The following is a 22,230-nucleotide window of genomic DNA, read 5'->3' as shown; positions in this document are numbered from 1 at the left end:
TGTGTGACAGAGCGCGCAATCCGACATCGACGCCGTGCCTGCTCACGCCTCCGCGTCAGTCCCGCGCGGCTGTGCGGCACCATGACGCTCGACCCGGTTGCGCCCGCGATGCTTGGCTGCGTACAGCGCTGCGTCGGCTTTCTGGATCAGACCTGCGCCGAGCTCGCCATCGACCGGAAAGCTGGCCACGCCGATCGAGGCGGTCACGCGCGGCAACGCACGCTGGCCATCGCTGACTGCCAGCGCCGCGATATGGCCGCGGATCTGCTCGGCCACGCGCATGGCTTCCTCGCTATCGGCCTCGGGCAGGATCACGGTGAATTCTTCGCCGCCATAGCGGCAGGCCACGTCTTCGGCACGCAACCGGGTCAGCAACAGCTCGCCGACCGCTGCCAGCAGCAGATCGCCGCCGGCATGCCCCTGGCTATCGTTGAATTGCTTGAAGTGGTCCACGTCCAGCATCAGCACCGACAACGGCAGGCCGCGCCGCGCGCAACGCGCCAGTTCGTGACTCAGCGATTCTTCCAGATAGCGGCGGTTGTACAGCCCGGTCAGCGCGTCGCGGATCGATTGGCGACGCAGCGACTCGCGCAGGCGCAGATTGCTCAACGCCAACGACAACTGCTCGGCGGCCGCCTCGGCGATTTCCAGGCGCGGCATCGGCCCAGGACCGGGTGACGACAAGAACAGAAAGCCGAGCTGTGTGCCCTGCGCCGACATCGGCAGGCATGCGGTGGTGATCGGTGTCTGAGTGTCCGGCACGTCGATATGCGCGCACAGCGCATCCCGCGCGAGGTCCTCGATGATGTGCGGCTGGCCGCGGCGTAATGCCCAGCATTCTTCCGGCAAGAGATGCGGCGCGCTCTGCACCAGTGGCTCGCCCCAGTGGCTGATCGCCTCGGCGCGATCCTGCGAGGCGCGCAGCAGGTACACGCTTCCGGCAATGCCCGGTAGCAGGCTGGCCAGGGTGCGGCTGGTCACCACCAATGCTTCTTCGGCACTGATGCAGCTTTGCAGCAGGCCGGTATAGCGGCTGAGCAGATTGAGATCGGCGGTACTGCGTTGTAACGCGCCGACACTGTCGCCCAGCTCGCGATTGGCGTTTGCGGCAAGGCGTTCGGCCTGCGCGCGATGCCGCAGTTCGCGCATCAGCAGCGCATAGACACCGCCGACCACCAGCAGCCCGAACGGAATGCCGGCCAGGGCCAGCGTTAGCAACAAAGTGGCACTTTGCCGGCTGCTTTCCGCGCGCTGTGCCAGCAGCTCCTGCTCGCGTTGCACCATCGTCAGCGCCTGCTCGCGGATGGCACTGGTGGTGCGGAACGCGCTCTGCCGGATGCCTGCGCGTGCCGGTTCCAGGCCGCCCTGTGCATAGACATCCAGCGTGTGCTGGATTTGCCGCAGCCGCGTCTCCACCAGGGTTTGCAGTTGATCCAGATGCTGCTCTTGCGCGGGGTTGTCGACAATCAGCCTACGCAGATTGGACAGCAAAATCGGCAGACGCTCCACGCTGGTCTGGTAATCCAGCAAGTAGGCCTCATTGCCGGTGAGCAGGAAACCGCGCTGCGCCGATTCGGCATCCAGCAAGCGCGCCTGGATCTCGTCGACCCGCCCGATCACTTCATGCGTATGCGAGACCAACGCCGCATCGGCCAGCGAGCGGCGCGCGCCGACAAAGATGCCGATGCCGATGACGATAAAGATCAGCGCAGAGAAGGCCAGCGCCAGCTGATTGCGGCGCCGCGATGTAAAAGAGGTGGGCATGCCGAATGCTAGCCTGCCAAGCTCGACAACACGAGATCAATCTCGATGCAAGACGTGTGCATCGGCACGAAATTGTGTGCGCATAGACGCAGCAGTGTGAGCGGTTCATAGCAGCTGACATTGCTTGCAGGCTGCAGTCGGCTGGCTGGCGCTGCGCTGGCACTCGTGTGCATGAGAAAACGCCACTCTTGCGGCAGGCTGCGCCCACCTGTCGGTGAGCGCAGCGCGGTTTTCGGTGTGCTTAGTGCTGCGGATGCTCGGCGTCGTGCTTGTCGGCGTTCTGCTCGGCCTTGTTGGCCATCTCGCGGGTCTTGTCGGCGGTGGCGTCGGCAGCATTTGCGGTCGCGCGGCTGGCGTCTGCAGCCAGGTCGCGTGCGGCCACGCGCGCATCGGCCGTGGCGGCCTTGGCCTGTACCGCAGCGCGGTCGGCGGCCTGCTCGGTGGCAGCGGCAGCGTGTTTGGCAGCGGACGCGGCATCGCGACGCGCCTGCTCGGCATCAGGGCCCTGGCAGGCGGCGAGAGTGAGTGCGGCGATGGCACTCAACGACAGCATGCGGATCGTCTTCATGGGTAGTCCTGTTCCTGTTCCGGTGTTGGAACGCGGAGCTTATGCAGGCGCCGATGCAGTCCGCGTCAACACGCGATCGCGCATTCAGCTCACGGGCAGCATACGGACTGGAGTGGCCAACGGAGCAGCCGCGCCACCGTGCAAACCGGCGGTCGCGCCTGCCGCGCAGGCAAAGAAAAAGCCGCTGGAAACCAGCGGCTTTTTCCGAACTCGCTTGGAGCTAAGAAGTGATTACTTCTTGGCTTCTTCGGCGGTGTCCTTAGCAGCTTCGGCGGTGTTTTCAGCCGTCTTGGCAGCGTCAGCAGCCTGGTCGGCAGCAGCGTCGGTCGCGGCGCCGGAAGCAGCCTGGGCAGCGTCAGCAGCGGTGTCGGCCGAAGCAGCGGCGGTGTTGGCAGCAGCCTGAGCGGCGTCAGCCGACTGCGAGCCCGAGGCAGCAGCCTGGTCAGCAGCGGTCTGAGCGTCGGTTGCAGCTTCGTTAGCCGAAGCAGCAGCGTCCTGAGCCTGTTCCGGCTTCGAGCAAGCGGTCAGGGCCAGGCCCAGAGCCATTGCGATCAGCAGCTTGTTGATGGTCATTGTTTCAATCCTCGTCGATTAGATTAGGCAACGCGCTATTGCGCGCCCCAGACATGATGACGGCCCGAAGACGAGTGTCAAGCGCGCGCCCATTCAGCTTTGCAAAATCGCTGTTAATGGCAATTAAATCAATTCGATAGCAATGGCGGTCGCTTCGCCGCCGCCGATGCACAGCGTTGCGATTCCGCGCTTGCCGCCGCGCGTGCGCAACGCATTCACCAATGTCACTACCAGCCTTGCACCAGACGCGCCGATCGGATGACCCAACGCACAGGCACCGCCATGCACGTTGACCTTGGCATGCACGATGCCCAGTTCCTTGATCGGTGTCATCGCCACGACGGCGAAGGCTTCGTTGATTTCGAACAGGTCGACCGCGTCCAGCGTCCAGCCGATCTTGTCGACCAGCGACTGGATCGCCGCCACCGGCGCGGTGGTGAACCATTCCGGGTCCTGCGAATGGGTGACGTGGCCGACGATGCGCGCCAGCGGCGTCACGCCACGGCGCTGCGCATCGTCGGCGCTCATGAGCACCGTGATTGCCGCACCGTCGGAAATGCTCGACGAACTTGCCGCCGTCACGGTGCCGTCTTTCTTGAAGGCCGGCTTCAGGGTCGGGATCTTGGCAACGTCGGATTTGCCCGGCTGCTCATCGCTGTCGACAACAATCTCGCCCTTGCGCGTGACCACGGTCACCGGAACGATTTCATCGGCGAACGCGCCACTGCGCTGCGCGGCCTGCGCGCGCTCGACCGAGGCGATGGCGAAAGCATCCTGATCGGCGCGGCTGAAACCAAACTTTTCTGCGGTGGCTTCGCCGAACACGCCCATCGCCTGACCATCGTAGGGATTGGTCAAGCCATCCCATGCCATGTGATCCACCGCCTGGAAACTGCCATAGCGATTGCCGGTGCGCGAGTTCGGCAGCAGGTGCGGGGCATTGCTCATCGACTCCATGCCGCCAGCCACCACGATGCTGGCCGAACCGGCCTTGATCAGGTCGTGTCCGAACATGATCGCCTTCATGCCCGAGCCGCACACCTTGTTGATGGTGGTGGCGCCGGTGGATGTCGGGATGCCTGCAGCGATGGCCGCCTGACGCGCCGGGGCCTGGCCGAGGTTGGCCGGCAACACGCAGCCAACGATGACCTCGGATACGTCGGCCGGTGCGATTCCCGATTGCGCCAGCGCGCCTTCGATGGCGGCAGCGGCGAGCGTCGGCGCCGGCACCCCGTTGAATTGACCGAGAAACGAGCCGATGGCAGTGCGTTTGGCAGCAACGATGACGATGTCGGACATAAGGGGATACCGTTTAAAGTGAAACGATTATCTGCCTCATGGCCGATTCGCGCCAGCAAGCTGACGTGCGGCTGCAGACCCCAAGCGATGCCGTATATGATGAGACTAGGGTCCGGGATGGGGCCCAATCCATGGAATGGGTTCGGGGAGAACACTTGAATGAAGAAGAGAAACGTCGCCAGGACTGTCCTGGCCTCGGCGTTAGCTGTGGCGTTGACCGCGTGTGGCGGCGGCGGTGGTGGAGGCGGTATTCGTCCGACCACGCCGACTGCACCGCCACCGACCTCGCCACCACCTCCGCCGCCGCCCACCTCACCGCCGCCGCCTCCACCGCCGGTCACTGCACCGCAACCGGCAATCGACGCACATCTGGCGTTGACCAATGCACGTGCAGCGCAGGCGCTGGGGTTCACTGGCGCGGGCTATCGCATCGGCATCATCGATAGCGGTATCAATACCAATCATCCGGCCTTGCAGGGGCGGGTGAGCGACAGCTTCCTCTATGTCGACCCGCGCACCAGCAATGTCGCAGTGGGCGATGTGCTCGGGCATGGCACGGCTGTCGCCGAACTGGCGGCCGGGCGTGCGGTGGGGCAATGGCCAGGCGGCATTGCGCCGGGTGCAGGCCTGGTGTCTGCGCGGATCATCAGCGACCGCGCGCCGGTGGACGATGGCAGTGGCCAAGGCAATGAAGTCGACGGGCCGCTCGGTCTGGGCCCAGTGCATGCCGATCTGATCAGCGCCGGCGTGCGCATCATGAATAACTCATGGGGCGGCCTGTATTGGAACGACCCGACGGTCACCAATCAGATCGCGCAGGAATATCGATCCTTCATCATCGGCAACGATGGGCTGGTGGTATTTGCCTCGGGCAACGAGTCGCGTGCGCAGCCGTCCGACACGGCGGCGCTTCCCAGTCAGTTGGGTCCGAACGGTACGCTTCCGGCCGCAGACCTGGAGCGTGGCTGGCTAGTGGTTGGCGCGCTGGATACCGCCAATCCCACGCAGCTGGCGTCGTACTCCAATGCATGCGGCGTGGCGATGCGTTATTGCCTGGTGGCACCGGGCACGGCGCTGTTTATCGATCCCGATGCAACCGCCAGCAACATCCGCTATTTCTATGGCAGCGGTACGTCCTACGCTGCGCCGCTGGTATCGGGTGCGGCGGCATTGGTGTGGCAGGCGTTTCCGTATTTCAACAACGATCTGGTGCGTCAGACGTTGCTGGGAACAGCCACCGATCTGGGCGCGCCTGGCGTCGATCCGACGTTCGGTTACGGCCTGCTCAACGTGGGCAAGGCGGTGCTGGGGCCGGCGCTGTTCGATTGGGGGACGGTGGATGTCGAGGTCACGACCTTGCGTTCGACCTGGGCCAACGACATCACTGGCAGCGGCGGATTAACCAAGCGCGGATCCGGCACGCTGATCCTCAGCAGTAGCAACAATACGTTTGCCGGCGATACCCAGGTGCTGGATGGCACGTTGCAAACGGCCAGTCTGCAGAGCGCGCGGGTTGACGTCCTCAATGGTGCAACGTTGATCGGAGCAGGACGCATTGCCGGCACGGTCTCCAATCGCGGGAGTACGCTGCAGGTCGGTGGCGCGGTTTTGGCAATCGGAGGTAACTACACCCAAGATGACTTCGGACGCTTGGCATTAAATGTGGGCGACCGCTTGAACGTGAGCGGTACAGCGACGATCGACGGTGACCTGCAGTTGCTCGGGCGGCGGGATTATGTGGTCAACAACACTACCTATCCTGTGCTACAAGCAACCAACGGTCTGCAGGGAACGTTTGCCAGTCTCAGTAGCGGGCCTGCAGTCACCTTTCTCAATGCCACGTTGAGCTACGACGCCAACAACGCGTACGTGTCGCTGCAGCGCATGGATGTCACGGCGGTCGCCGCATCGCTGGGCGCAATCGGCACGGCATCGATGGAGTCGGCAATTCGCGTCGAACAGGCGTTCCAGAAGGTGGACGCGCAGCAGCTGCAGGGCAGCGGCGGCATCAGTGGCGACTTCATTCGTGCCGCGGCGGCGTTGCAGCAATCACCTGATGCCAAGACCGCAGCGGATTCACTGCGCAGTCTGTCCGGACGTGCGCATGCGGCGTCTGCGGCGATGACCTTCGACACCATCGATCTGGGCCGGCGCGCGTTGGCCGCGCATTTCGATGGTCTGTCGCAACAGCCGCGCCTGCTGGGTACATGGCAGCGTGCACTGGGCGGGCCGGGCGAGGGTGGGGTGACCACCGCAGGATTCGCTACCTCCGGCTGGATGATGGGCAACGATCTGCGCTTGGCGTCTGGTGCAGTCACCGGCTTTGCTTTCGGCGAAACGCGTTCCAACAGCCTGGGCGATCTGGATGGCGCACGCGGCCGCGATCGGCAGGTGCAGGCGCAGTTGTACTGGGGCACCACGTTGGGATCGGCGTACACACTGGCCCAGCTGGGCTTCGGTAACGTCAACCGGCAGATCGAGCGCACTCTGCAATTGGGCGAAGACCGCAGCAGTGCCTTCAGCGATTACAGCGGCAGCTATCTCAGCGGCAACCTGGAAACCGGGTATCGCTGGGGCCATGCAGCTGCGTCGCTGACGCCGTACATGGGCCTGGATTACGTGCGTCTGCGTAGCGAAGGGTTCCGCGAAAGCGGTGGCGATGGTTTCGGTTTGCGTGCCGATGCAAGCACGTCCTCAAGCACGCAAGTGCTGGCCGGCATGCGTTCGGCCTATCGCTGGCGCGGCCTGCAGTTGGGTGGTTATGCCGAATGGCAGCAGGCGTTGAGCAGCCAGGGATTGATGCTGGATGCCAGCTTCATCGGTGTGGAGGCATGGGCACCGCTGCGCGGCATGCAGCCGGCGCGCTCGGGCGGCGTGTTCGGCATTGCGGCCTCGGCGCCGTTGGGCCAGCAGAGCCAGCTACGCTTCGGCTACGACCAGCGGGTGGGCGAGCGCGGCGACGACCGTGCGGTGAGCCTGAAGTACAGCGCCGATTTCTGATCAGTGTGCATGACGCCCGGGCGCAATGCCCGGGCGTCGTGTGTGCGGCCGCGGTTGCGTCATCGCACGTGTCGTTAAATGCGGCCCGCCTGTTGGCGTGCTTATTCGCCGCGCAATTTATGCAAAAAACGCGGTGCAGTGCGGCCCAGCGGCAGTTTGAGTTTGCTGATGGCCTCGATGCGCGTTTCGGCAATCTGGTCGGCTGCCTGCTGCGGCGATACGTTCAACTGCGTGGACAGGTCGAAGACCTTTTCCAGATTGTGATAAATGCTGCGGATCAGGCGCATGGCGCGTTCGCGGTTGTAGCCGTCGATCTCCAGCGACACATTCATCACCCCGCCGGCATTCACCACGTAATCGGGCGCATACAAAATGCCGCGCTTGTGCAGCTCGTCACCGATCGCAGCGCTGGCGAGCTGATTGTTGGCGGTGCCGCAGATGATCTTGGCCTTGAGCTGCGGCAAGGTGTTTTCGTTGATCGCACCTTCCAGCGCGCACGGTGCAAATACGTCGGCCGGCACCTGATGGATCTCGTCCGGGCGCACGGCTTCGGCGCCGTACTCGGCCACTGCGCGATCCACCAGCGCCTGATTCAGATCGGCCACATAGAGCTTTGCGCCGCGTTCCTTGAGCAATTTCACCAGTTCCATGCCGATATGGCCCAGGCCCTGGATCGCGATGCTCGCCTTGCCCACCTCTTCGTGGCCGAGCTTGCGATTGAGCGAGGCCATCAGCGCCTGCAACGCACCGTAGGCGGTGAAGGGCGCCGGGTCGCCGGAGCCGCGATGCACCTGATGCACGCCGGTGACGTACTCGCTCTCCAGGTAGATCTGTTCCATGTCGTTGACGTCGGTGCCGACATCTTCGGAGGTGATGTAGCGCCCGCCCAGGGTGTCGACAAAACGGCCGAATGCGCGGAACAGCACCTCGCTCTTGTCGGTTTTGGGGTCGCCGATGATCACCGCTTTGCCGCCGCCGACATTCAGCCCCGCCAACGCGTTCTTGTAGGTCATGGTGCGGCTGAGCCGCAGCGCATCCGTAAGCGCCGCTTCGCTATCGGGGTAGGGGCGCATGCGCACGCCGCCCAGGGCCGGCCCGAGCCGCGTGCTATGTAGGGCGATGATGGCTTTGAGGCCGGCGTCGCGGTTGTGGCAGAAGATCACCTGCTCGTGACCGGTGGTATCGAGGGTTTCGAAAAGCATCGAAGGCTCCGCGGGGCTGCGTGATGTGCCTCCCCTGACGCCGGGCATGCACCCGTGCAATGGGGAAACAAAAAAACGACGTCTGCAGACCCTGTCCGATCACGTCGCGCTGCAACATTTTAAACCACGTCAGTGGGGCGCAGTGTATGAACCTGTTCACCAATCCCGATAGCGTCGCTGCCGGAACCACAGCGTCGCCAGCCACTTGTTCCCGGCCGCGACCGGCAGGCCGGCATGCAGCGAATCAGGATCGGGCCGGCCATCGGCGTGCAGGTTGTCGAAACACACCACCGACCCTGCGCAGGGCGGCACGCAGACACCTGCGAGCGGGAAATCGGTCTGGCCACCTGCCTCGACCGCGTTGAGATACACACAGGCCGTGCGCAGGCGATTACCGGCAGCGGGACGATCAGCGGCGATTCTGCTGGCCGGCAGGTAGTCGCGATGCGCGCGATAGTGCTCCCCTGGTGCGTAGCACAGCACCGACAATGGCTCGGCATGCGTCAGCGGTAGCCGCGCACAAGCGGCCAACCTCGCCTGCGCAGCGCGGGCGGCGAAGTCTTCCAGAATCGGGTCCAGCGTCGCGCCGCGGCTGGTGCGGATCGGCGTGCGCTGGCTGCTTGCATCATTCGGATCGACCACCTGGGAGGCGCGCAGATGTGGGCGTGCCAGCAGGATCAATAGCCGGCACTCGTCGGCGGACAGCACGGCGGAGTGGCTTTCGATCGTTGGACACTGGTGGAGCCGCGTCGGTGCGCTGCGCGGGGTGAAGTGCATGTGCTCGCGCGCGCTGTCATCGACCGGATCGGGAGGCGCGATCTGGACTTCGGGGAGGGCCGTGACTCCCAGCGGCTGCAGTTGCCGCAGCAGGTGCTCGGCTGCGTCGGGCTGGGCGGCAATGCCTTCGCCGCGCAGCAGGCGCTCGGCGAGCAGCACCGCAGCTGGCACGTCGCCAGCCGATGCAGCCTGCTCCAGCAGGCGCACACAGTGTTGTTGCTGATGCGGGTGATCGATTCGACCGTATTGAATGGCTAGCGCACGCAGCGCCGGCGGGTAGTGTGCGGTCGCAGCCGCGTGCAACCGCGCATGCGCTTGTGTTCCCAACTGCCCAGGGTCCTCGCCAACAGCTAGCGTCGCCAGCAGATACGACGCTGCAGCCACGCCGTTATGTTCGGCATGTTGCCAGTGCGCGATGGCCTGAGCGACATCCACTGGGCCGCCGATGCCGTAGGCCAGCATGCGACCGGCTTCGATCTGGGCGGTGGCATCGCCTGCGGCTGCGCCACGGATGTACCAGGCGAGAGCTTGCTCCGTCTCGCCAGCGCGCACCAGCGCCTGCGCCAACGCATTGATGGCCGCGGGCTGTCGGCCTTGTGCGGCGAGGGTGAGTTGCGCGAGGGACGAGGCGTGCATGGCTGCATCCTAATCCGTGACCCGGCACAACGCGATCAGCTGCCTGCTGCGAGTGCCAGGTGGGTCAGATACAGGCGCAGGTCGAATTCGAGCTGGTGGTAGTCCGGGGTCATGTGGTTGCACAGCTGATAGAAGGCCTTGTTGTGATCGGCCTCTTTCAAGTGCGCCAGCTCGTGGGCGACGATCATCTGCAGGAAGGGCTCCGGCGCATCGCGAAACACCGAGGCAATCCGGATTTCGCGACTGGCCTTGAGCCGGCCGCCGTGCACGCGCGAGATGGCCGTGTGCGTGCCCAGCGCATGCTTCACCACCTGCAGGTGGTTGTCGTAAATCGCCTTGTGCAAGGTGGGCGAGGAGCGCATGTAACGCTCCTTCATCGCCTTGACGTAATCGTACAGATGGCGATCGGTGCGAATGCTGTGCCGCTCCGGATAGCGCCGCGCCAGGACCGCGGCGAGCTTGTCCTGTGCGATCAGCTCGCGCACCTGATCCAGGACGGCGGGCGGGTAACCGGTGAGATAGCGAAGAGTGTCCATGGCGATCGACTGCTGCAAGAGCTGCATGATCGCCGATGCTGGCGAATCTATCTTAACCGTGAGGAGCAGGCGCGCTGCAGAGCATTCGGATGGTTCCCGATGATTGCGGTCAATGACATCAGTTTCATGCAGTGGAGCGCGATCAGCTCGTTTGCTGAGTGGTCGCTATCGACTCGATCAGTGTTGAAAACAGCATCGATCGCGAGTTGCCTGGTGACGTCGACGAACCGTCAACGTGCAGTGTCTTTGCAGGAAACATGTGCGCCGGTAGCGCTGAACGCCGTCTGCGTGTGGCAGCGTGTGTCAGGTGTATTCACGAATGCGGCACATGTGGATGGGTAGCGTGCAGCGCATGTTTTGCGGCGCTGTGTCGCAAGCACACGATTGAACAACGGCAGCGTGCCGGATTAGGAGACAACAACATGATCAAGTGGGCCATTATCTTCGCCATCATCGGACTGATTGCCGGTGCGCTCGGGTTCGGCGGGATGGCAGGCGCTGCGATGGGAATTGCCAAGTTCCTGTTCTGGGCCGGCATCATCATCGCCATCGTGCTGTTTGTGCTGGGCATGACGATCGCCAAGAAGGTGACCTGACGCGCAGTGTGCAGCTGGACAGTGTTGCGCTGTTAGCTGCACTTCTGCAAAAAAGAGCGGCCATTGGCCGCTCTTTTTCTATCAGCGCGTTGTACAGCGCGATCGCTGAAGGCGATCTCGACCGTAGGCATCGAGCGGGCCTGCGTCAGACGCCGGTATCGTCAGCGGTCGTATGCAGGGCGATATTGAGCTGGTCGATGGTCACGATCCAGTCGGCATCGTCGAGACGTTCTTCACGCAGCAGCTGCGCTTGTGCGGGCGTCCAGAACGGCGCTTCTTCCAGGCGCATATCGCCCGGCAATGGCGAGTGTTCGGCGATGAAGGTGCGAATGCTGGCCTCATCGGATGCCAAGCCAAGTTGGGCGAACAATTCGGAGAACGGGTGGACAGGGTGTTCCATTGCAAATCCCTCGTGGGTGCGGATGCCTGAATGTTAGAGCACCCAGTTTGAGGGCACTGTGCACGGCCGGCTTGGATTTGCCTGCGCCAATGACCATCTATCCAGCCTGACCAGATAAGGGTGAGACGATCATGGCGACCGGATGGGCGGGTGATGGGGCAGTGCAGGACCAGATCGATGCCACCGTCGAAGACGCGATCAAGCGTGCGCGCAGTCAGCTGCACCAGGGGCCGAGCCTGACCCATTGCGAAGCCTGCGATGCGCCGATTCCCGAAGCGCGACGCAAGGCCGTGCCTGGCGTTCAGTTGTGCGTGAACTGTCAGGAGGCGCACGACCTGGAACAGGGCGCGCAAGGCGGATTCAACCGTCGCGGCAGCAAGGACAGCCAACTGCGTTGAGTGCGTTGGCGCGCTCGCGAACGGCGGGTGTCCTGTTGACCTCAAACATGCGTTGCCGAGAGCACGTTGTTCCGGCAGCGCTGCTGACGTTCGGGAGCTTTGCGGTCGGCAAGAACGGTGGCTGCATGCCCTCCACGCCAATGCGTGCTCAGTTCGCGTTGAAGCCGCTGCTTTCGCGCCACCGACGCGTGGTGCGCTGGAAGAACAGGCTGTTTGGGACCTGCAACACGCTGCCCGCATGGTCGCCGGTTTCTTCCAATGTCGTGTAGATCACGTTGATATCGATCACCCGTCCCTTCAGGCCGGGCTTGTCGCCACCTTCGAGCAGCTCGATGTGATCGTGCAGGCGAAACGGACGTGTGGTGATGATCAGGAAGGTGCAGAAGATATTGGACAGCACGCTCCATGCGGCGAAAAACGCCACCGCGCCAACCGCAGCAAAGCCGGTGAATGCCGTCCATAGCGTTTCGCTAGAGACACCGGCAACGTGCAAGACCATCAGCAACGCGCTGGTCGAAATGATGAAACTGCCAACGCGACGAATACCGATCATCATCTCGGCGGGCACGTTGTAGCGCGTGCATACGCGCCGCAGCAATTGCCGCAATAGCAGGCGTAGCAGGCCCGCCAAGGCAAGTATCAGCACGATCTTGATCGTTGGCACTGCGACTGCCAGCCACTCCGGGTTCCAGTGAGGCAACAGGCTGCGGATCATGGCGGGCAAGGGGTCGGACGCGGACATCAGATCAGGCAAAAAGCGGGGTGGACTGCCATTGTAACGGCGCAACCTGCACGCGACAGGTGCAGGGGATGAACGTGCGTGCGCGTCTGAGTCGTCCGGCTGCAGCAGGTGCTGCTACACCTAGTGCTTGTACTGTTTTTTTAAGGTGGGTGAGGTGGGTGCGGACTGGCCAAACCGACGGTATTCCTGCGACGCAGCGCTGCTCACGGCCGCGGCGACGCCAGACGCGCCTAACCAAGTGCCTGGCATGACAGCGTCGTACGACGCTTGCCGAGCGGCTCTACAGATGCGTTAGTGGTCGAACCTCGAGGCAATCGCGTCCTGCCAATGGCGGAGGCGCGCTGGCTGGGAGCCAACTCGTCTTCGCTGTATCCGATCGTGGCCATTCAGTGCCGATACGCACGTCATCCGCGACCAAGACCGCCAAGCGCTGCCAGGTCTGCGCAATCGCGTGGACCGGTGCCCACTGATCCGGTCTACTGGCACCGATGCAGGAGGCCTGCGCCAAGGGGGCATGCAGTAGGCGGACATCGATTCGGGCAGGCGTCACCCTGAGCTGCACTGTGTCCAGTCGCTGCACTTGGGGGCAGTGGGGCGTGCACAAGGCCAGAGCCAGTCCAAGCAGGTGTGGCATGACGATCTCCAACGTAAACCAGGCGCTACGCCGCGTTGGCGTTGGCGTCGGCGGGCGGCGATGCGGCGCGGGAGTGCGCCATTGCAGCCTTGGATGCGGCGGCCGGCCAAAAGGTTTAGAGCTGCGAATATGCGTCCTGCGCGTCCTGCGCTTACCGGCAGGCGGCCGTGGCCGGGAATCGGCAGGTGCCACTCGTAAGCCCGGCTCTGAGTGCGTTGCCCGCGCACCACCTGACGACTGCTCGCCACGCTTTGTCGGCCGCTCTCGCAGTGGTGATCGGCTGCTGCGCTGAGGATTAGCGAGCACTGCAGCGATTGCAGTGGCGAGACGGCTGTTCGCCCCGGATCCAGCCATGCGCACCGCCAGCACACCAGCCAGGTCTCGCGCCGTTCTGCGGGCTTCCAAAAAAGTTGGCGCGGGTTTAAACCATTGCGCTGTTCGGCGCATCCAACTGGCTATGCTCGACACCTCCGTGCCCATCGATGCCCTGCCATGCGCCACCCCCGCCGACCGCGACGATGCGGCGTTGGCGCGTGCAGCTGCGGCTGGCGAACGCGCTGCGTATGAGGCGATTTATCGCCGCCATTCGCCGCGGCTGTATGCGCTGGTCTGGCGTTTGTGTGGCGGCAATGCCGCGCGCGCCGACGACGTACTGCAGGACACCTTCATCGCCGCGTGGAAGGCATTGCCGCAGTTTCGCTTCCAGAGTGCGTTGGGCACCTGGTTGCATCGGCTTGCCGTCAATACCGCGTTGATGGAGCTGCGCGCGCGTGCGGCGTTTGGCGATCAGGCCAGTGACGACACCGATGCGATGCTTGCGGCAGTTCCCGACGCAGCGGGTTGTCACTCGATCCGGATGGATCTGGAGCGCGCCTTGGAAACGCTGCCGCCGCGCGCCAGGGCGGTGCTGGTGCTGCACGATATCGAAGGCTGGAAACACCAGGAAATTGCCGATCAACTGCAGATGGCAGTCGGCAGTTCGAAGGCACAACTGCATCGCGCGCGCGGTCTGCTGCGCGCGCGGCTTGGAGAACACGCATGACCCCCGACCACCCCGACCACCCTGATCGCATCGAAGCCGAGTCCCGGGCCGAAGACGCTGCGCTGGTCGCGCGCTTGCAGGCATTGCCGCAGCAGCGCTTGCCGCCTGCGCAGCTGTGGGAGCGCATCGCGCCGGCGCTGGTGCCGCATGCCACTGTGGTGGCACGCCGGCCGGGTCGTCGTCGCTGGGCGCTGCCGGTGCTTGGGGTTGCGTTGGCAGCGGTCGTGGCCTTGGTCGCTGTCGTGCCCGGCATCAGGCAGCACACACCGCCGCCGCCGCGTGCTGCGCAGCCGGCGCTCGTGGCGCAGGCGCAGGCGCTGGCCGGGCAATACCAGCAGGCCATCGCCCAGGTTCCGCTGCAGCAGGTGCCAGCCGATCTGCGGCCTGCGCTGGACGAGCTGGATCAAAGCGCGCGGGCCATCCACGCGGCCATCGCGCAGAGCCCGCAGTCCGCCTTTTTGTTGTCGCAACTTCAGCGCACCTACGCCAAACGGCTGCAATTGACCCGTCTTGCCTCTCAGGGCGAGACATCCTTCCCAAGTTGAGGAGCATGTTCATGCGCTACGCACATCTTTCCCTGTTGCTGTTGGCTGCGGTTTGCGCTGCGCCGGCGGCGGCCCAAACTGCGGTCAATCAGAGTCATCCGTTGGCACGTGGCGGGCGCGTGGAGCTGGAAAACATCGCCGGGCAGATCCGTGTGCGTGGGTGGGACCGCGACGAGGTGGCGCTGACCGGCACCTTGGGCGAGGGCCAGCGGCTGGAGGTCGATGCGAGTTCGAACCGTCTGCAATTGGAGGTGATCTATCCGCATACCAGCCGCAGTAGCAAGGGAGCGCAGCTGGAGTTGCGCGTGCCGCGCGGCGCCATGCTGCAGGTGGCTGCGGTCAGCGCCTCGGTGGACGTGGACCAGGTCGATCTTGCGCAGCTGCGGCTCAAATCCGTCAGTGGCGACGTAGTGGCACGCGGCCGCGCCAAGGAAGCACAGCTGGAGACGGTCAGCGGGACGTTGCGCAGCACGGTGAGCAGCGGGCGGGTGACGCTGGGCACGGTCAGCGGGCAAATCGACGCGCAAGCCGGTGCCAGCGGCGTGGTGTCGGCCGAGTCCGTTTCCGGTGATATCCGGATCGGCGCGGGACAGGTCTCGCAGTTGCGTTCGCAAAGCGTGTCTGGCTCAGCCTCGGTCACGGTGGCCGGGCTGGCGCCGGGCGGCAGCATCTCTGCAGAGAGTGTCAGCGGCACGATCACGCTGGGCGTGCCGCGCAACGTCTCGGCGGCGCTGAATGTGGAGGTCTTCAGTGGCGACATCCACTCGGTGGCCGGGCGGGTGGAGCGGCCTGAGTACGGCCCTGGCAAGAGCCTGCGCGCGACGCTGGGGGCCGGCAACGGCGATATCAAACTGGAGTCGCACTCGGGTTCGGTGCGTATCGACTACAGCAACTGACGCCGAAAACAGACGTGCCACCTTGCGGTGGCACGTCGGTAACACTTCAAGGCAACCCTTGGCTGCAACTGTCGCGAGCGCGCGCTGCGATGCGGGCGCAAGTGACAGCGTGCTCGCTACTTACGCGATCTTGTCGCCGTCGTTGCGGGCGGGGCCGAAGTTGGTGGTGAGCACTTCGATCCGGCCGCCGGTCTTGCGGAACGCGGCGATGTCGGCAGCAATACGCTCACGACTGAGCGGCTGCGACTTGCCTTCGCTGCGAGCGATGCTGGGCTGGGATTTCTGCTTGGTCGCGGGACGTGCCATGTGGCCTCCTGTAGCGGGGAAGTGCAATGACACCGCGTGCGGCGAGGGTGGTGCGCGCGAAAGCGGTGTCGAGAAGTGCGATCGCGTTCGGTGCGCAATCGCGGCGGCACGACGGGCGTGCCTTGCAGGCGAGACGGCTGAGCGTCAGGCAGCAACCGCGCATTATAGGCGCTGAGCGCCGATTTGTGTTAACCGTCCGACGGGCGGGCGCCCTGAGCCGCCGCCCAAGCCAGGCCCTGCACCACGCCGAACGAGGGATCGCCATGCACCATGCGCGATTCCGGAAAGGCCGCCGCCACGGTGTCGCGGATATAGCCGGCGCGCGACATGCCGCCCGTCAGGAACAGGGTGGCCGGCGGTGCGGCCATGTCGGCCCGCACCTGCGCAAGCAAACCTTCCAGCTCGCGCAAATAGCTGGAAGCGGACGCCACCAGTGCGCTGGCCTGCACGTCCACGCCCAGCCCGCGTTCGATGAACTCCAGCGATGCCTGGTGCTGGTCGAGCTCGCTGAGCGCGATCTTGCAGGCTTCCACGCCGCGATACAGGCGCGCGGTATTGCCGGTGTCCTGCAATGCCTGCAGGCGCTTGTCGAACGGGGCAGGCACGTCCTGGTATTTGTGCAGGCGGAATTCGCGTTGACGGGTCATGTCCTGCACCATCGCCGCTTCCACATAGTGGTGCGCCGGCACGCGGGTGATGCCGCGGCCGAACAGCGGCATGTAGGCGGCGAGACTGAGCGCCAGATCGATATCGGTACCGCCGCGCGGAATGCCCCAGGCGCGGTGCACCTGCGGCGGGGCACTGCCGCCGACGCTGGCATGCGCGATGTCGGTGGTGCCGCCGCCGATGTCCACCACCACCGTGTCGTGCCGGGTGTCGTGGCTGACGTGATAGTGCATCGCTGCCGCTGCGGGTTCTTCGAGAAACTCCACACTGTCGAAACCGGCGGCGATGGCGGCGGTCTGCAAAATCTCCAGCGCCTGTGCATTGCCGGCTTCGCCGATCGAACTGCGAAATTGCACCGGGCGGCCGAGTACGGCGTTGCGGATGTTGAGATCGAACTGGCGCGAGGCGGTGAGACGGATATGTTCCAGCACGTGCGTGGCGATGCCGGTGATGGTCTGGCGCGCGCGCGGGTGCAGGTTGTAGCCCAGCATCGACTTGGGGCTTTGCACCAGATTGCCTTCGCCTTCGAGGAAGTAGGCATCCAGCGCGTCGTCGCCGTACACCGCGTTCTGCAGCAGCGCCGCCGAGCTGCGCGGCTCGCGCACCTGCTCTTCCATCCATTGCCGGCGCACGATGCGCAACGCCTCGCGGCGCAGGCTGTCCTGATTGGGGGTGCGGCCGGCGGCAGTCGCATCGCGGCGGGCGGAGTCGATCAAGCGCTCCATCTCGTATTCCAGTGCGGGCGTGAGGCTGAAATTCTCCGGATCGCGCATGGTGTCGGGGAAATACACCGTGGTGCGGAACTGCAAGGCCTCGCCGAAGCGCACTGGTTGCACCTGCCCGTCGACGATCGCCGCGGCGGCGGAGTTGCTAGTACCGAAGTCGATGCCGAGTTTCATGCAGAGTGCCTGAGAGCGGGCCGCGCACTTTACTACGGCTGCCGCGTCCACCGTCCAGACCGGCGCGCAGGCATTGCGCCCGGGCCGATGTGCCGCGTGCCGGGCGGCACGCGGCATCTTGCATCAGGCCGCGATGTCGTCGACGTGGCCCTGGTTCAATTCATCGGTAGTGGCTTCGCGCACTTCAACCACTTCGACTGCGAAGTGCAGGGTCTGCCCGGCCAGCGGGTGATTGCCGTCCACAGTCACCTGCTCCGGGCCGACGTCGGTCACAGTCACCAGGACCGGGCCCTGTTGGGTGCGGGCTTCGAACTGCACGCCGGGCACGACGTCGACATCGGTGGGGAAGGCATCGCGCGGCACGTGCTGGATCAGCTGCTCATGACGTGGGCCATAGCCTTGTTCGGGCGCAACGTCGGCAGTGAGCGTGTCGCCGATGCGCTTGCCGTCCAGTGCCTGCTCCAGCCCGGGAACGATGTTGCCGGCACCGTGCAGATAGCTCAGCGGGGTGTCCGGGGTGGAGCGGTCCAGTACCAGGCCGCTGTCATCGGACAGCGTGTAGTGAATGGTCGCAACGCGACCTTGGCTGATTTCCATTGGAAACCTCCATGACGGGTGATCGAGGGGAGTGCATCGGCTGATTCACGATGCGAAGAAATGCTGCATGCACACCGTAGGCAATCGCAGCGGATCATGCAACCGCAGCAGGCGTTGCGGTTTGGGCGAGGATCAGCTTGGTGCACTGCATGGCACGGCGCTGCTGCAAGCCAGTGCCGTGCCAGGCAGGCTTATATGCGAAGTTTGTGCGGTTCGGCTCGCTACACGGCTCGTGTATCAAGAGCGGCTAGCAACGCATAGCGAGCAGTGGTCAGAGAGGTGTGGACGGCGTGCTCAACACCGGAGTGCACGCGTGGTCCATGTCGCACCGCGCACCCGCCGCGCTCGCCTGGCGGTGAGTACAGTCGTTTTGTTGGCTGCTCTTATGCGTTTGCTGTCGTTTCGCTGCGTCACGGTACAGCGCGCATGGCGCTAAAACGCCGCACATCGAGCGCGCAGCGCAGCTGCATTAGCCGACTGTGTGCGCATTCACTCCGTCTGCGCGCCACGCTCGATCTGTGCGCGGCGCGCGCGCCAGGTTTCCGGTGTCTGCGGTTTGATGAACAACGCGGTGAGCTCGGGATGCTGGCGCTTGGCTGCTGCTTCGATGCGCCCGACGCAGGCTTCGATCTGCGGCGTGGTGCGGCTGTCTTCGAACTCGGCGCTGAGCGCGGCAACCACTTGGTTCGGGCCCATCTGCATGGTCAGCACGCCGTTGGCGGCGCGCACATCCGGGTCGCTGGCGGCAATGCGGAGCAGCGACTCGGTGACATGCGCATGCGCGGGTTCGCCGATCAGCAAGCCCTTGGTTTCGCGCGCCAGCAGGAACGCGGTGAAAGCGAGCACACCGGCAATGCCGATCGATGCGATGCCGTCGAGCTCGGGCATGTCGAACAGCTGCGCGCCGGCCAGGCCAAGCAGTGCCATGAACAGTCCGATCAACGCCGCGCTGTCTTCCAGCAAGACAGTAAAGGTGCTGGGATCCTTGCTTTGGCGAAACGCCTCGAAGTAGCCCATGCGGCCCTTTTTGGCGCGGAATTCGCGTAGTGCCACCACCCAGGAGATGCCTTCGAACACGATCGAGACACCGAGCACGCAGTAGGCGACAAGATGGCTCTTGGCCGGCTCGGGATGACGCAGATGCACGATGCCTTCGTATAGCGAAACGCCGGCGCCCATCGCAAACACCAACAACGCGACGATGAAACTCCAGAAGTACAGCTCGCGCCCGTAGCCGAATGGGTGTGTCGGCGTGGGTGCTTGCGCGGCACGACGCAAGCCGTACAGCAACAGCACCTCGTTAACGGTGTCCACCAGCGAATGCACACCTTCGCTGAGCATGGCCGAGCTGCCGGAAATGCCTGCAGCAATGAATTTGGCCACTGCGATGGCCAGATTGCCGGCCAGCGCGACGTAAACCACCAGGTGCGAGCCCTTGGGCTTTGCAGGGCCGCCGGATCCGGCATCGCTGGGTCCGCCGCCGGCGTTGCCAGCGTGTGCGGCGCTCGATGTGGGGGGAACTGGCGGGTTGGACACGTGCGACCTGCGGGGTATTCGATAAGCGCTGCACTATCGCGCCGCCGCCGTGCCGGGTGCGTGATCGCAGCGCCGGGGAGCTACAATCCACGCCCGTTTCGATCAAGGAATCGCATGTCTACCGTTCCCGCCTGCCCGCAATGCGGCCAGGACAACACCTATGCCGATGGCGCGTTGTCGATCTGCGCGGAGTGCGGTTTCGAATGGAGTGCAGGCGAGGCCACCGCGAGCGTGACGGTCGTGCGCGACAGCAACGGCAACGTGTTGCAGGCCGGCGACACGGTGACGGTGATCAAGGATCTCAAGGTCAAGGGCGCGTCGATTCCGCTCAAGCAGGGCACGGTGATCCGCAATATCCGCCTGGTCGAAGACGATGCCGAACATATCGAAGGCAACTCGGAAAAGATCAAGGGGCTGGTGTTGAAGACCTGCTTCTTGCGCAAGGCGTGAGCGTCACCCGCGGGTAAGTCGCTCGCGCAGGAATGCGCTTGTGCGCGATGCGGGCAGCAGAGCTGCACCGCGCGCGCTCCCGCGGTGCAGTGCAGCGCCTGTCTTGCAGGTGCCATCAATCGCGCGGATACACCGCCGCCACCATGCAGCTCTGGCGCATCCGCGCAAACTGCCCGCCGCGCATGGTGCTCAGGTCGCCTTGCTGGCCCGTTCCGACGCCTGCGCCGGCAAGGCCGATTTCGTCGAGGACATCGACCTTGTCGCCGGGATTGCCGCAGATCGCATTCAAGCCCATGCCGGACACGAAGCGGATCGGCGGTGCGCCGCTGAGTTCGCGGCAGCTGTCCATTAACTCGACGCGATAATGGCGATGCGTGCCGGGATGGCGCGGCGACACTTCCACCACCAGGCCCTGCGCGTCTTCCGACCATGCGCGCAGCATGCTGGGATTGAAGCAGTAGCTAGACGAGCCGGCGAAGTTGCGACGACGTGCTTCGCGCACGCTGACGCCTTCCAGTGTGGGCACACCGTCGCGGTCGCGCTGCCGGGCAATGCCGGCGTAGTCGCGCGCGCTGAGCGTGGTGACCTGGCCAATCGCGCACCGTTGCTGCCCGGCGCTGACATACGCCGGCGCGCCATTGCAGACCCAACCGTGCGGCGCGAGCAGATTGGCATCTGCCTGCGCGGCGAGCTGTGGGCAGTCCTGCGCCAATTGCAGGCGGAACAAGCGGCCGTCGTGCTGTGCTACAGCGAGCGTGCGCGCATCGGCCTGATGCAATTCCGTCACTTGGCGCGCATCCAGGCAGTCCGCGCTTGGCGGCGCAGGACGCGTGGTTTGTGCCGATGCATCGGCCATGGTGCATGCCATCACGTTGATGCCGAACAGAACCGCAGCGAGCAGGCGCATCACGCACATCCTTGGCAATGAGGTAACCGCATCATGTGCCAGCAGCGCTGTGCTGACAATCGCGCATCGGCAGCAAAGGAACACCCGGTCGAAACAACACGCCGCGCGCTGGGGATGGCGGCATGCAGTACGCAGCGAACGCCGCAGTGGCCGGCCTGTCCAGGCAGCGCGCTGATAGCGCGCTCATGGCGTTTCAGGCGGGTCCGAATCCAGCACCTGCAGCTTTGCGCCGGTGGTCTCGGGCAGGATGTGCTGGTCGGTGGCGACCAACACCACGCCGGGGGTCAGCAGCGGCAACAGCCCGGCCAGAAATGCGGGCGGTACCTGCAGGCGCGCGACGGTGCTGGCATCCAGCGCCTGTCCTGCCGCGGCGGTACTGCCGGGAATGCCGATCCGCATCCAGTTGGGCATGCGCTGACCGGGCAGCCCGGGGAGGTCGCCCGGCAAAAAGCCCTGGCCGACGATGAAAGCCTGCGTGCCCAGCGGTGCGGCGCCGGGCTCTGCGTGCAAGGCGACTTGCGCGCGCCCGATTTCCACACCGTTGCGGTAGACCACCAGTTGCTGGTCGGTACTGCTGATCAGCATCGAGATCGGGCCGGCCGGCGCTAGATCCGGCTGCCAGGCAAATGCCTGGCCGTTGGGTAGCGGCAGCAGGGCGCGCTCGGCGCCGGTGGTGGGATCGATCGGGCTGAGCGCGCGCGGATGCACCACATCGTCGGCACTGATGCCGGCCTGCGCAACCACCACCACCACGCCCATGTTGGAATTGTCGAACAGCAATCGCGCAAATTCCGACGGCAGATGCACGCAACCGTGCGATTCCGGATAGCCGGGCAGGCCGCCGGCGTGCAGGGCGACGCCGTCCCAGGTCAGCCGCTGCTGATACGGCATGGGGGCCGCGTTGTAGATGTTGGAACGGTGGTCTTTGTCTTTCTGCAGGATGGTGAACACACCGGTCGGCGTTTCGTGCCCTGGCTTGCCGGAGCTGATGGTGGACACACCGATCAGGATGCCGTTGCGATATGCATAGGCACGTTGTTCGGTCAGGCTGACGATCACCGCCATCGGCCCCCAGCCTTTGCTGACGCCACCCCAGATCCATTCGCCCGGCTTGAGCTGCGTGGGCAGGGTATCGGCAGGGCTGGACTGGCGCGCGCCCCAGAACGGCACGGCAAGCGCTTGCTCGCCGATCAGCAGCGTGCAGCACAGGGCAAACGAGAAAAAGCGGCGCATTGGAATTCCAGCAGCAAGGGCCGCCTGG

General features: G+C 64.7%; 22 protein-coding genes and 2 other RNA genes. 8 read left to right on the top strand and 16 right to left on the bottom strand.

The window, feature by feature from the left end:
• Positions 1–42: 42 nt before the first annotated feature.
• The 4 genes from VC212_RS01780 to VC212_RS01765 form a co-directional block, all read right to left on the bottom strand.
• Positions 43–1,764, bottom strand: a complete 1,722-nt coding sequence (locus VC212_RS01780; RefSeq protein WP_055845303.1) for a diguanylate cyclase — start codon at positions 1,762–1,764, stop codon at positions 43–45.
• 241 nt (positions 1,765–2,005) lie between these two features.
• A complete protein-coding gene (locus tag VC212_RS01775) occupies positions 2,006–2,332 on the bottom strand; it encodes a hypothetical protein (protein ID WP_039406588.1) in 327 nt (108 codons plus the stop codon).
• A gap of 231 nt (positions 2,333–2,563) precedes the next feature.
• Positions 2,564–2,905 carry a hypothetical protein gene (locus VC212_RS01770; RefSeq protein WP_104614059.1) on the bottom strand — a complete coding sequence of 114 codons (342 nt, stop codon included), beginning with the start codon at positions 2,903–2,905 and terminating at the stop codon, positions 2,564–2,566.
• Positions 2,906–3,028: 123 nt separating this feature from the next.
• Positions 3,029–4,204: a thiolase family protein gene (locus VC212_RS01765; RefSeq protein WP_323514175.1), complete on the bottom strand. Its 1,176-nt coding sequence runs from the start codon at positions 4,202–4,204 to the stop codon at positions 3,029–3,031.
• 159 nt (positions 4,205–4,363) lie between these two features.
• On the opposite strand from VC212_RS01765, the gene VC212_RS01760 reads away from it, so the two are divergent.
• Positions 4,364–7,204, top strand: coding sequence for a S8 family serine peptidase (locus VC212_RS01760; protein ID WP_323514174.1), 2,841 nt, complete (start codon positions 4,364–4,366; stop codon positions 7,202–7,204).
• A gap of 101 nt (positions 7,205–7,305) precedes the next feature.
• On the opposite strand, the gene VC212_RS01755 is transcribed toward VC212_RS01760, so the two are convergent.
• From VC212_RS01755 to VC212_RS01745, 3 genes are all read right to left on the bottom strand, one after another.
• Positions 7,306–8,406 (bottom strand): Glu/Leu/Phe/Val dehydrogenase dimerization domain-containing protein, encoded by a 1,101-nt coding sequence (locus VC212_RS01755; RefSeq protein ID WP_055845291.1) that lies wholly within the window; start codon positions 8,404–8,406, stop codon positions 7,306–7,308.
• 156 nt (positions 8,407–8,562) lie between these two features.
• Positions 8,563–9,819, bottom strand: coding sequence for a 2OG-Fe(II) oxygenase (locus VC212_RS01750; RefSeq protein WP_323514172.1), 1,257 nt, complete (start codon positions 9,817–9,819; stop codon positions 8,563–8,565).
• Between the two features lie 35 nt (positions 9,820–9,854).
• Complete coding sequence (locus tag VC212_RS01745) at positions 9,855–10,382, bottom strand: M48 family metallopeptidase (protein ID WP_323514170.1); 528 nt, start codon at positions 10,380–10,382, stop codon at positions 9,855–9,857.
• A gap of 395 nt (positions 10,383–10,777) precedes the next feature.
• Between VC212_RS01745 and VC212_RS01740 the strand changes: the two genes are divergently transcribed.
• The gene (locus tag VC212_RS01740; protein WP_003489471.1) at positions 10,778–10,951 is read left to right on the top strand and encodes a DUF1328 domain-containing protein; all 174 of its coding nucleotides are present in this window, start codon (positions 10,778–10,780) and stop codon (positions 10,949–10,951) included.
• A 145-nt stretch (positions 10,952–11,096) separates the two neighbouring features.
• Here the strand turns inward: VC212_RS01740 and VC212_RS01735 are convergent, their stop codons facing one another.
• A complete protein-coding gene (locus VC212_RS01735; RefSeq protein ID WP_055845283.1) occupies positions 11,097–11,351 on the bottom strand; it encodes a DUF2789 domain-containing protein in 255 nt (84 codons plus the stop codon).
• A gap of 131 nt (positions 11,352–11,482) precedes the next feature.
• Between VC212_RS01735 and VC212_RS01730 the strand changes: the two genes are divergently transcribed.
• Positions 11,483–11,749: a DksA/TraR family C4-type zinc finger protein gene (locus VC212_RS01730; RefSeq protein WP_055845280.1), complete on the top strand. Its 267-nt coding sequence runs from the start codon at positions 11,483–11,485 to the stop codon at positions 11,747–11,749.
• Between the two features lie 148 nt (positions 11,750–11,897).
• On the opposite strand, the gene VC212_RS01725 is transcribed toward VC212_RS01730, so the two are convergent.
• Positions 11,898–12,491 (bottom strand): mechanosensitive ion channel family protein, encoded by a 594-nt coding sequence (locus VC212_RS01725; RefSeq protein ID WP_055845278.1) that lies wholly within the window; start codon positions 12,489–12,491, stop codon positions 11,898–11,900.
• 817 nt (positions 12,492–13,308) lie between these two features.
• Between VC212_RS01725 and VC212_RS01720 the strand changes: the two genes are divergently transcribed.
• From VC212_RS01720 to VC212_RS01705, 4 genes are all read left to right on the top strand, one after another.
• Positions 13,309–13,385, top strand: a non-coding RNA gene (locus tag VC212_RS01720) — sX9 sRNA.
• A gap of 197 nt (positions 13,386–13,582) precedes the next feature.
• A complete protein-coding gene (locus VC212_RS01715) occupies positions 13,583–14,167 on the top strand; it encodes a sigma-70 family RNA polymerase sigma factor (RefSeq protein WP_115527398.1) in 585 nt (194 codons plus the stop codon).
• Positions 14,164–14,712: a hypothetical protein gene (locus tag VC212_RS01710; RefSeq protein ID WP_323514168.1), complete on the top strand. Its 549-nt coding sequence runs from the start codon at positions 14,164–14,166 to the stop codon at positions 14,710–14,712. The genes VC212_RS01715 and VC212_RS01710 overlap by 4 nt, the downstream gene beginning before the upstream one ends.
• Before the next feature lie 11 nt (positions 14,713–14,723).
• Positions 14,724–15,608 (top strand): DUF4097 family beta strand repeat-containing protein, encoded by an 885-nt coding sequence (locus VC212_RS01705; protein ID WP_055846246.1) that lies wholly within the window; start codon positions 14,724–14,726, stop codon positions 15,606–15,608.
• A gap of 120 nt (positions 15,609–15,728) precedes the next feature.
• Here VC212_RS01705 and VC212_RS01700 read toward each other — a convergent pair whose 3' ends face one another.
• From VC212_RS01700 to VC212_RS01680, 5 genes are all read right to left on the bottom strand, one after another.
• Positions 15,729–15,914, bottom strand: a complete 186-nt coding sequence (locus VC212_RS01700) for a hypothetical protein (RefSeq protein WP_010366034.1) — start codon at positions 15,912–15,914, stop codon at positions 15,729–15,731.
• A gap of 188 nt (positions 15,915–16,102) precedes the next feature.
• Positions 16,103–17,479, bottom strand: coding sequence for an Hsp70 family protein (locus tag VC212_RS01695; RefSeq protein ID WP_055845269.1), 1,377 nt, complete (start codon positions 17,477–17,479; stop codon positions 16,103–16,105).
• Between the two features lie 123 nt (positions 17,480–17,602).
• On the bottom strand, positions 17,603–18,076 hold the full coding sequence (locus VC212_RS01690) for a peptidylprolyl isomerase (protein ID WP_055845266.1): 474 nt from the start codon (positions 18,074–18,076) through the stop codon (positions 17,603–17,605).
• A 245-nt stretch (positions 18,077–18,321) separates the two neighbouring features.
• Positions 18,322–18,398: non-coding RNA, sX9 sRNA (locus VC212_RS01685), on the bottom strand.
• A 167-nt stretch (positions 18,399–18,565) separates the two neighbouring features.
• Complete coding sequence (locus VC212_RS01680; protein WP_323514167.1) at positions 18,566–19,612, bottom strand: cation diffusion facilitator family transporter; 1,047 nt, start codon at positions 19,610–19,612, stop codon at positions 18,566–18,568.
• Between the two features lie 114 nt (positions 19,613–19,726).
• Between VC212_RS01680 and VC212_RS01675 the strand changes: the two genes are divergently transcribed.
• Positions 19,727–20,062, top strand: coding sequence for a zinc ribbon domain-containing protein YjdM (locus VC212_RS01675; RefSeq protein ID WP_323514166.1), 336 nt, complete (start codon positions 19,727–19,729; stop codon positions 20,060–20,062).
• A 115-nt stretch (positions 20,063–20,177) separates the two neighbouring features.
• On the opposite strand, the gene VC212_RS01670 is transcribed toward VC212_RS01675, so the two are convergent.
• Both VC212_RS01670 and VC212_RS01665 read right to left on the bottom strand, forming a co-directional pair.
• Positions 20,178–20,978 (bottom strand): hypothetical protein, encoded by an 801-nt coding sequence (locus VC212_RS01670; protein WP_323514279.1) that lies wholly within the window; start codon positions 20,976–20,978, stop codon positions 20,178–20,180.
• A gap of 174 nt (positions 20,979–21,152) precedes the next feature.
• Positions 21,153–22,202, bottom strand: a complete 1,050-nt coding sequence (locus tag VC212_RS01665; protein WP_323514165.1) for a L,D-transpeptidase — start codon at positions 22,200–22,202, stop codon at positions 21,153–21,155.
• Between the last annotated feature and the right edge of the window lie 28 nt (positions 22,203–22,230).

The organism is Xanthomonas sp. WHRI 8932A (assembly GCF_035012785.1).
GTDB lineage: Bacteria > Pseudomonadota > Gammaproteobacteria > Xanthomonadales > Xanthomonadaceae > Xanthomonas.
This window is presented reverse-complemented; position numbering and strand designations above follow the sequence as displayed.

Excerpts from the sequence above, each read along its gene's own strand:
- VC212_RS01735 (WP_055845283.1), bottom strand. The coding sequence starts at position 11,351 with ATGGAACACCCTGTCCACCCGTTCTCCGAATTGTTCGCCCAACTTGGC.
- VC212_RS01770 (WP_104614059.1), bottom strand. The coding sequence starts at position 2,905 with ATGACCATCAACAAGCTGCTGATCGCAATGGCTCTGGGCCTGGCCCTG.
- VC212_RS01690 (WP_055845266.1), bottom strand. The coding sequence starts at position 18,076 with ATGGAAATCAGCCAAGGTCGCGTTGCGACCATTCACTACACGCTGTCC.
- VC212_RS01710 (WP_323514168.1), top strand. The coding sequence starts at position 14,164 with ATGACCCCCGACCACCCCGACCACCCTGATCGCATCGAAGCCGAGTCC.
- VC212_RS01750 (WP_323514172.1), bottom strand. The coding sequence starts at position 9,819 with ATGCACGCCTCGTCCCTCGCGCAACTCACCCTCGCCGCACAAGGCCGA.
- VC212_RS01745 (WP_323514170.1), bottom strand. The coding sequence starts at position 10,382 with ATGCAGCTCTTGCAGCAGTCGATCGCCATGGACACTCTTCGCTATCTC.
- VC212_RS01775 (WP_039406588.1), bottom strand. The coding sequence starts at position 2,332 with ATGAAGACGATCCGCATGCTGTCGTTGAGTGCCATCGCCGCACTCACT.
- VC212_RS01705 (WP_055846246.1), top strand. The coding sequence starts at position 14,724 with ATGCGCTACGCACATCTTTCCCTGTTGCTGTTGGCTGCGGTTTGCGCT.
- VC212_RS01715 (WP_115527398.1), top strand. The coding sequence starts at position 13,583 with ATGCTCGACACCTCCGTGCCCATCGATGCCCTGCCATGCGCCACCCCC.
- VC212_RS01780 (WP_055845303.1), bottom strand. The coding sequence starts at position 1,764 with ATGCCCACCTCTTTTACATCGCGGCGCCGCAATCAGCTGGCGCTGGCC.
- VC212_RS01695 (WP_055845269.1), bottom strand. The coding sequence starts at position 17,479 with ATGAAACTCGGCATCGACTTCGGTACTAGCAACTCCGCCGCCGCGGCG.
- VC212_RS01740 (WP_003489471.1), top strand. The coding sequence starts at position 10,778 with ATGATCAAGTGGGCCATTATCTTCGCCATCATCGGACTGATTGCCGGT.
- VC212_RS01730 (WP_055845280.1), top strand. The coding sequence starts at position 11,483 with ATGGCGACCGGATGGGCGGGTGATGGGGCAGTGCAGGACCAGATCGAT.
- VC212_RS01670 (WP_323514279.1), bottom strand. The coding sequence starts at position 20,978 with ATGTGCGTGATGCGCCTGCTCGCTGCGGTTCTGTTCGGCATCAACGTG.
- VC212_RS01760 (WP_323514174.1), top strand. The coding sequence starts at position 4,364 with ATGAAGAAGAGAAACGTCGCCAGGACTGTCCTGGCCTCGGCGTTAGCT.
- VC212_RS01725 (WP_055845278.1), bottom strand. The coding sequence starts at position 12,491 with ATGTCCGCGTCCGACCCCTTGCCCGCCATGATCCGCAGCCTGTTGCCT.
- VC212_RS01665 (WP_323514165.1), bottom strand. The coding sequence starts at position 22,202 with ATGCGCCGCTTTTTCTCGTTTGCCCTGTGCTGCACGCTGCTGATCGGC.
- VC212_RS01675 (WP_323514166.1), top strand. The coding sequence starts at position 19,727 with ATGTCTACCGTTCCCGCCTGCCCGCAATGCGGCCAGGACAACACCTAT.
- VC212_RS01765 (WP_323514175.1), bottom strand. The coding sequence starts at position 4,204 with ATGTCCGACATCGTCATCGTTGCTGCCAAACGCACTGCCATCGGCTCG.
- VC212_RS01700 (WP_010366034.1), bottom strand. The coding sequence starts at position 15,914 with ATGGCACGTCCCGCGACCAAGCAGAAATCCCAGCCCAGCATCGCTCGC.
- VC212_RS01755 (WP_055845291.1), bottom strand. The coding sequence starts at position 8,406 with ATGCTTTTCGAAACCCTCGATACCACCGGTCACGAGCAGGTGATCTTC.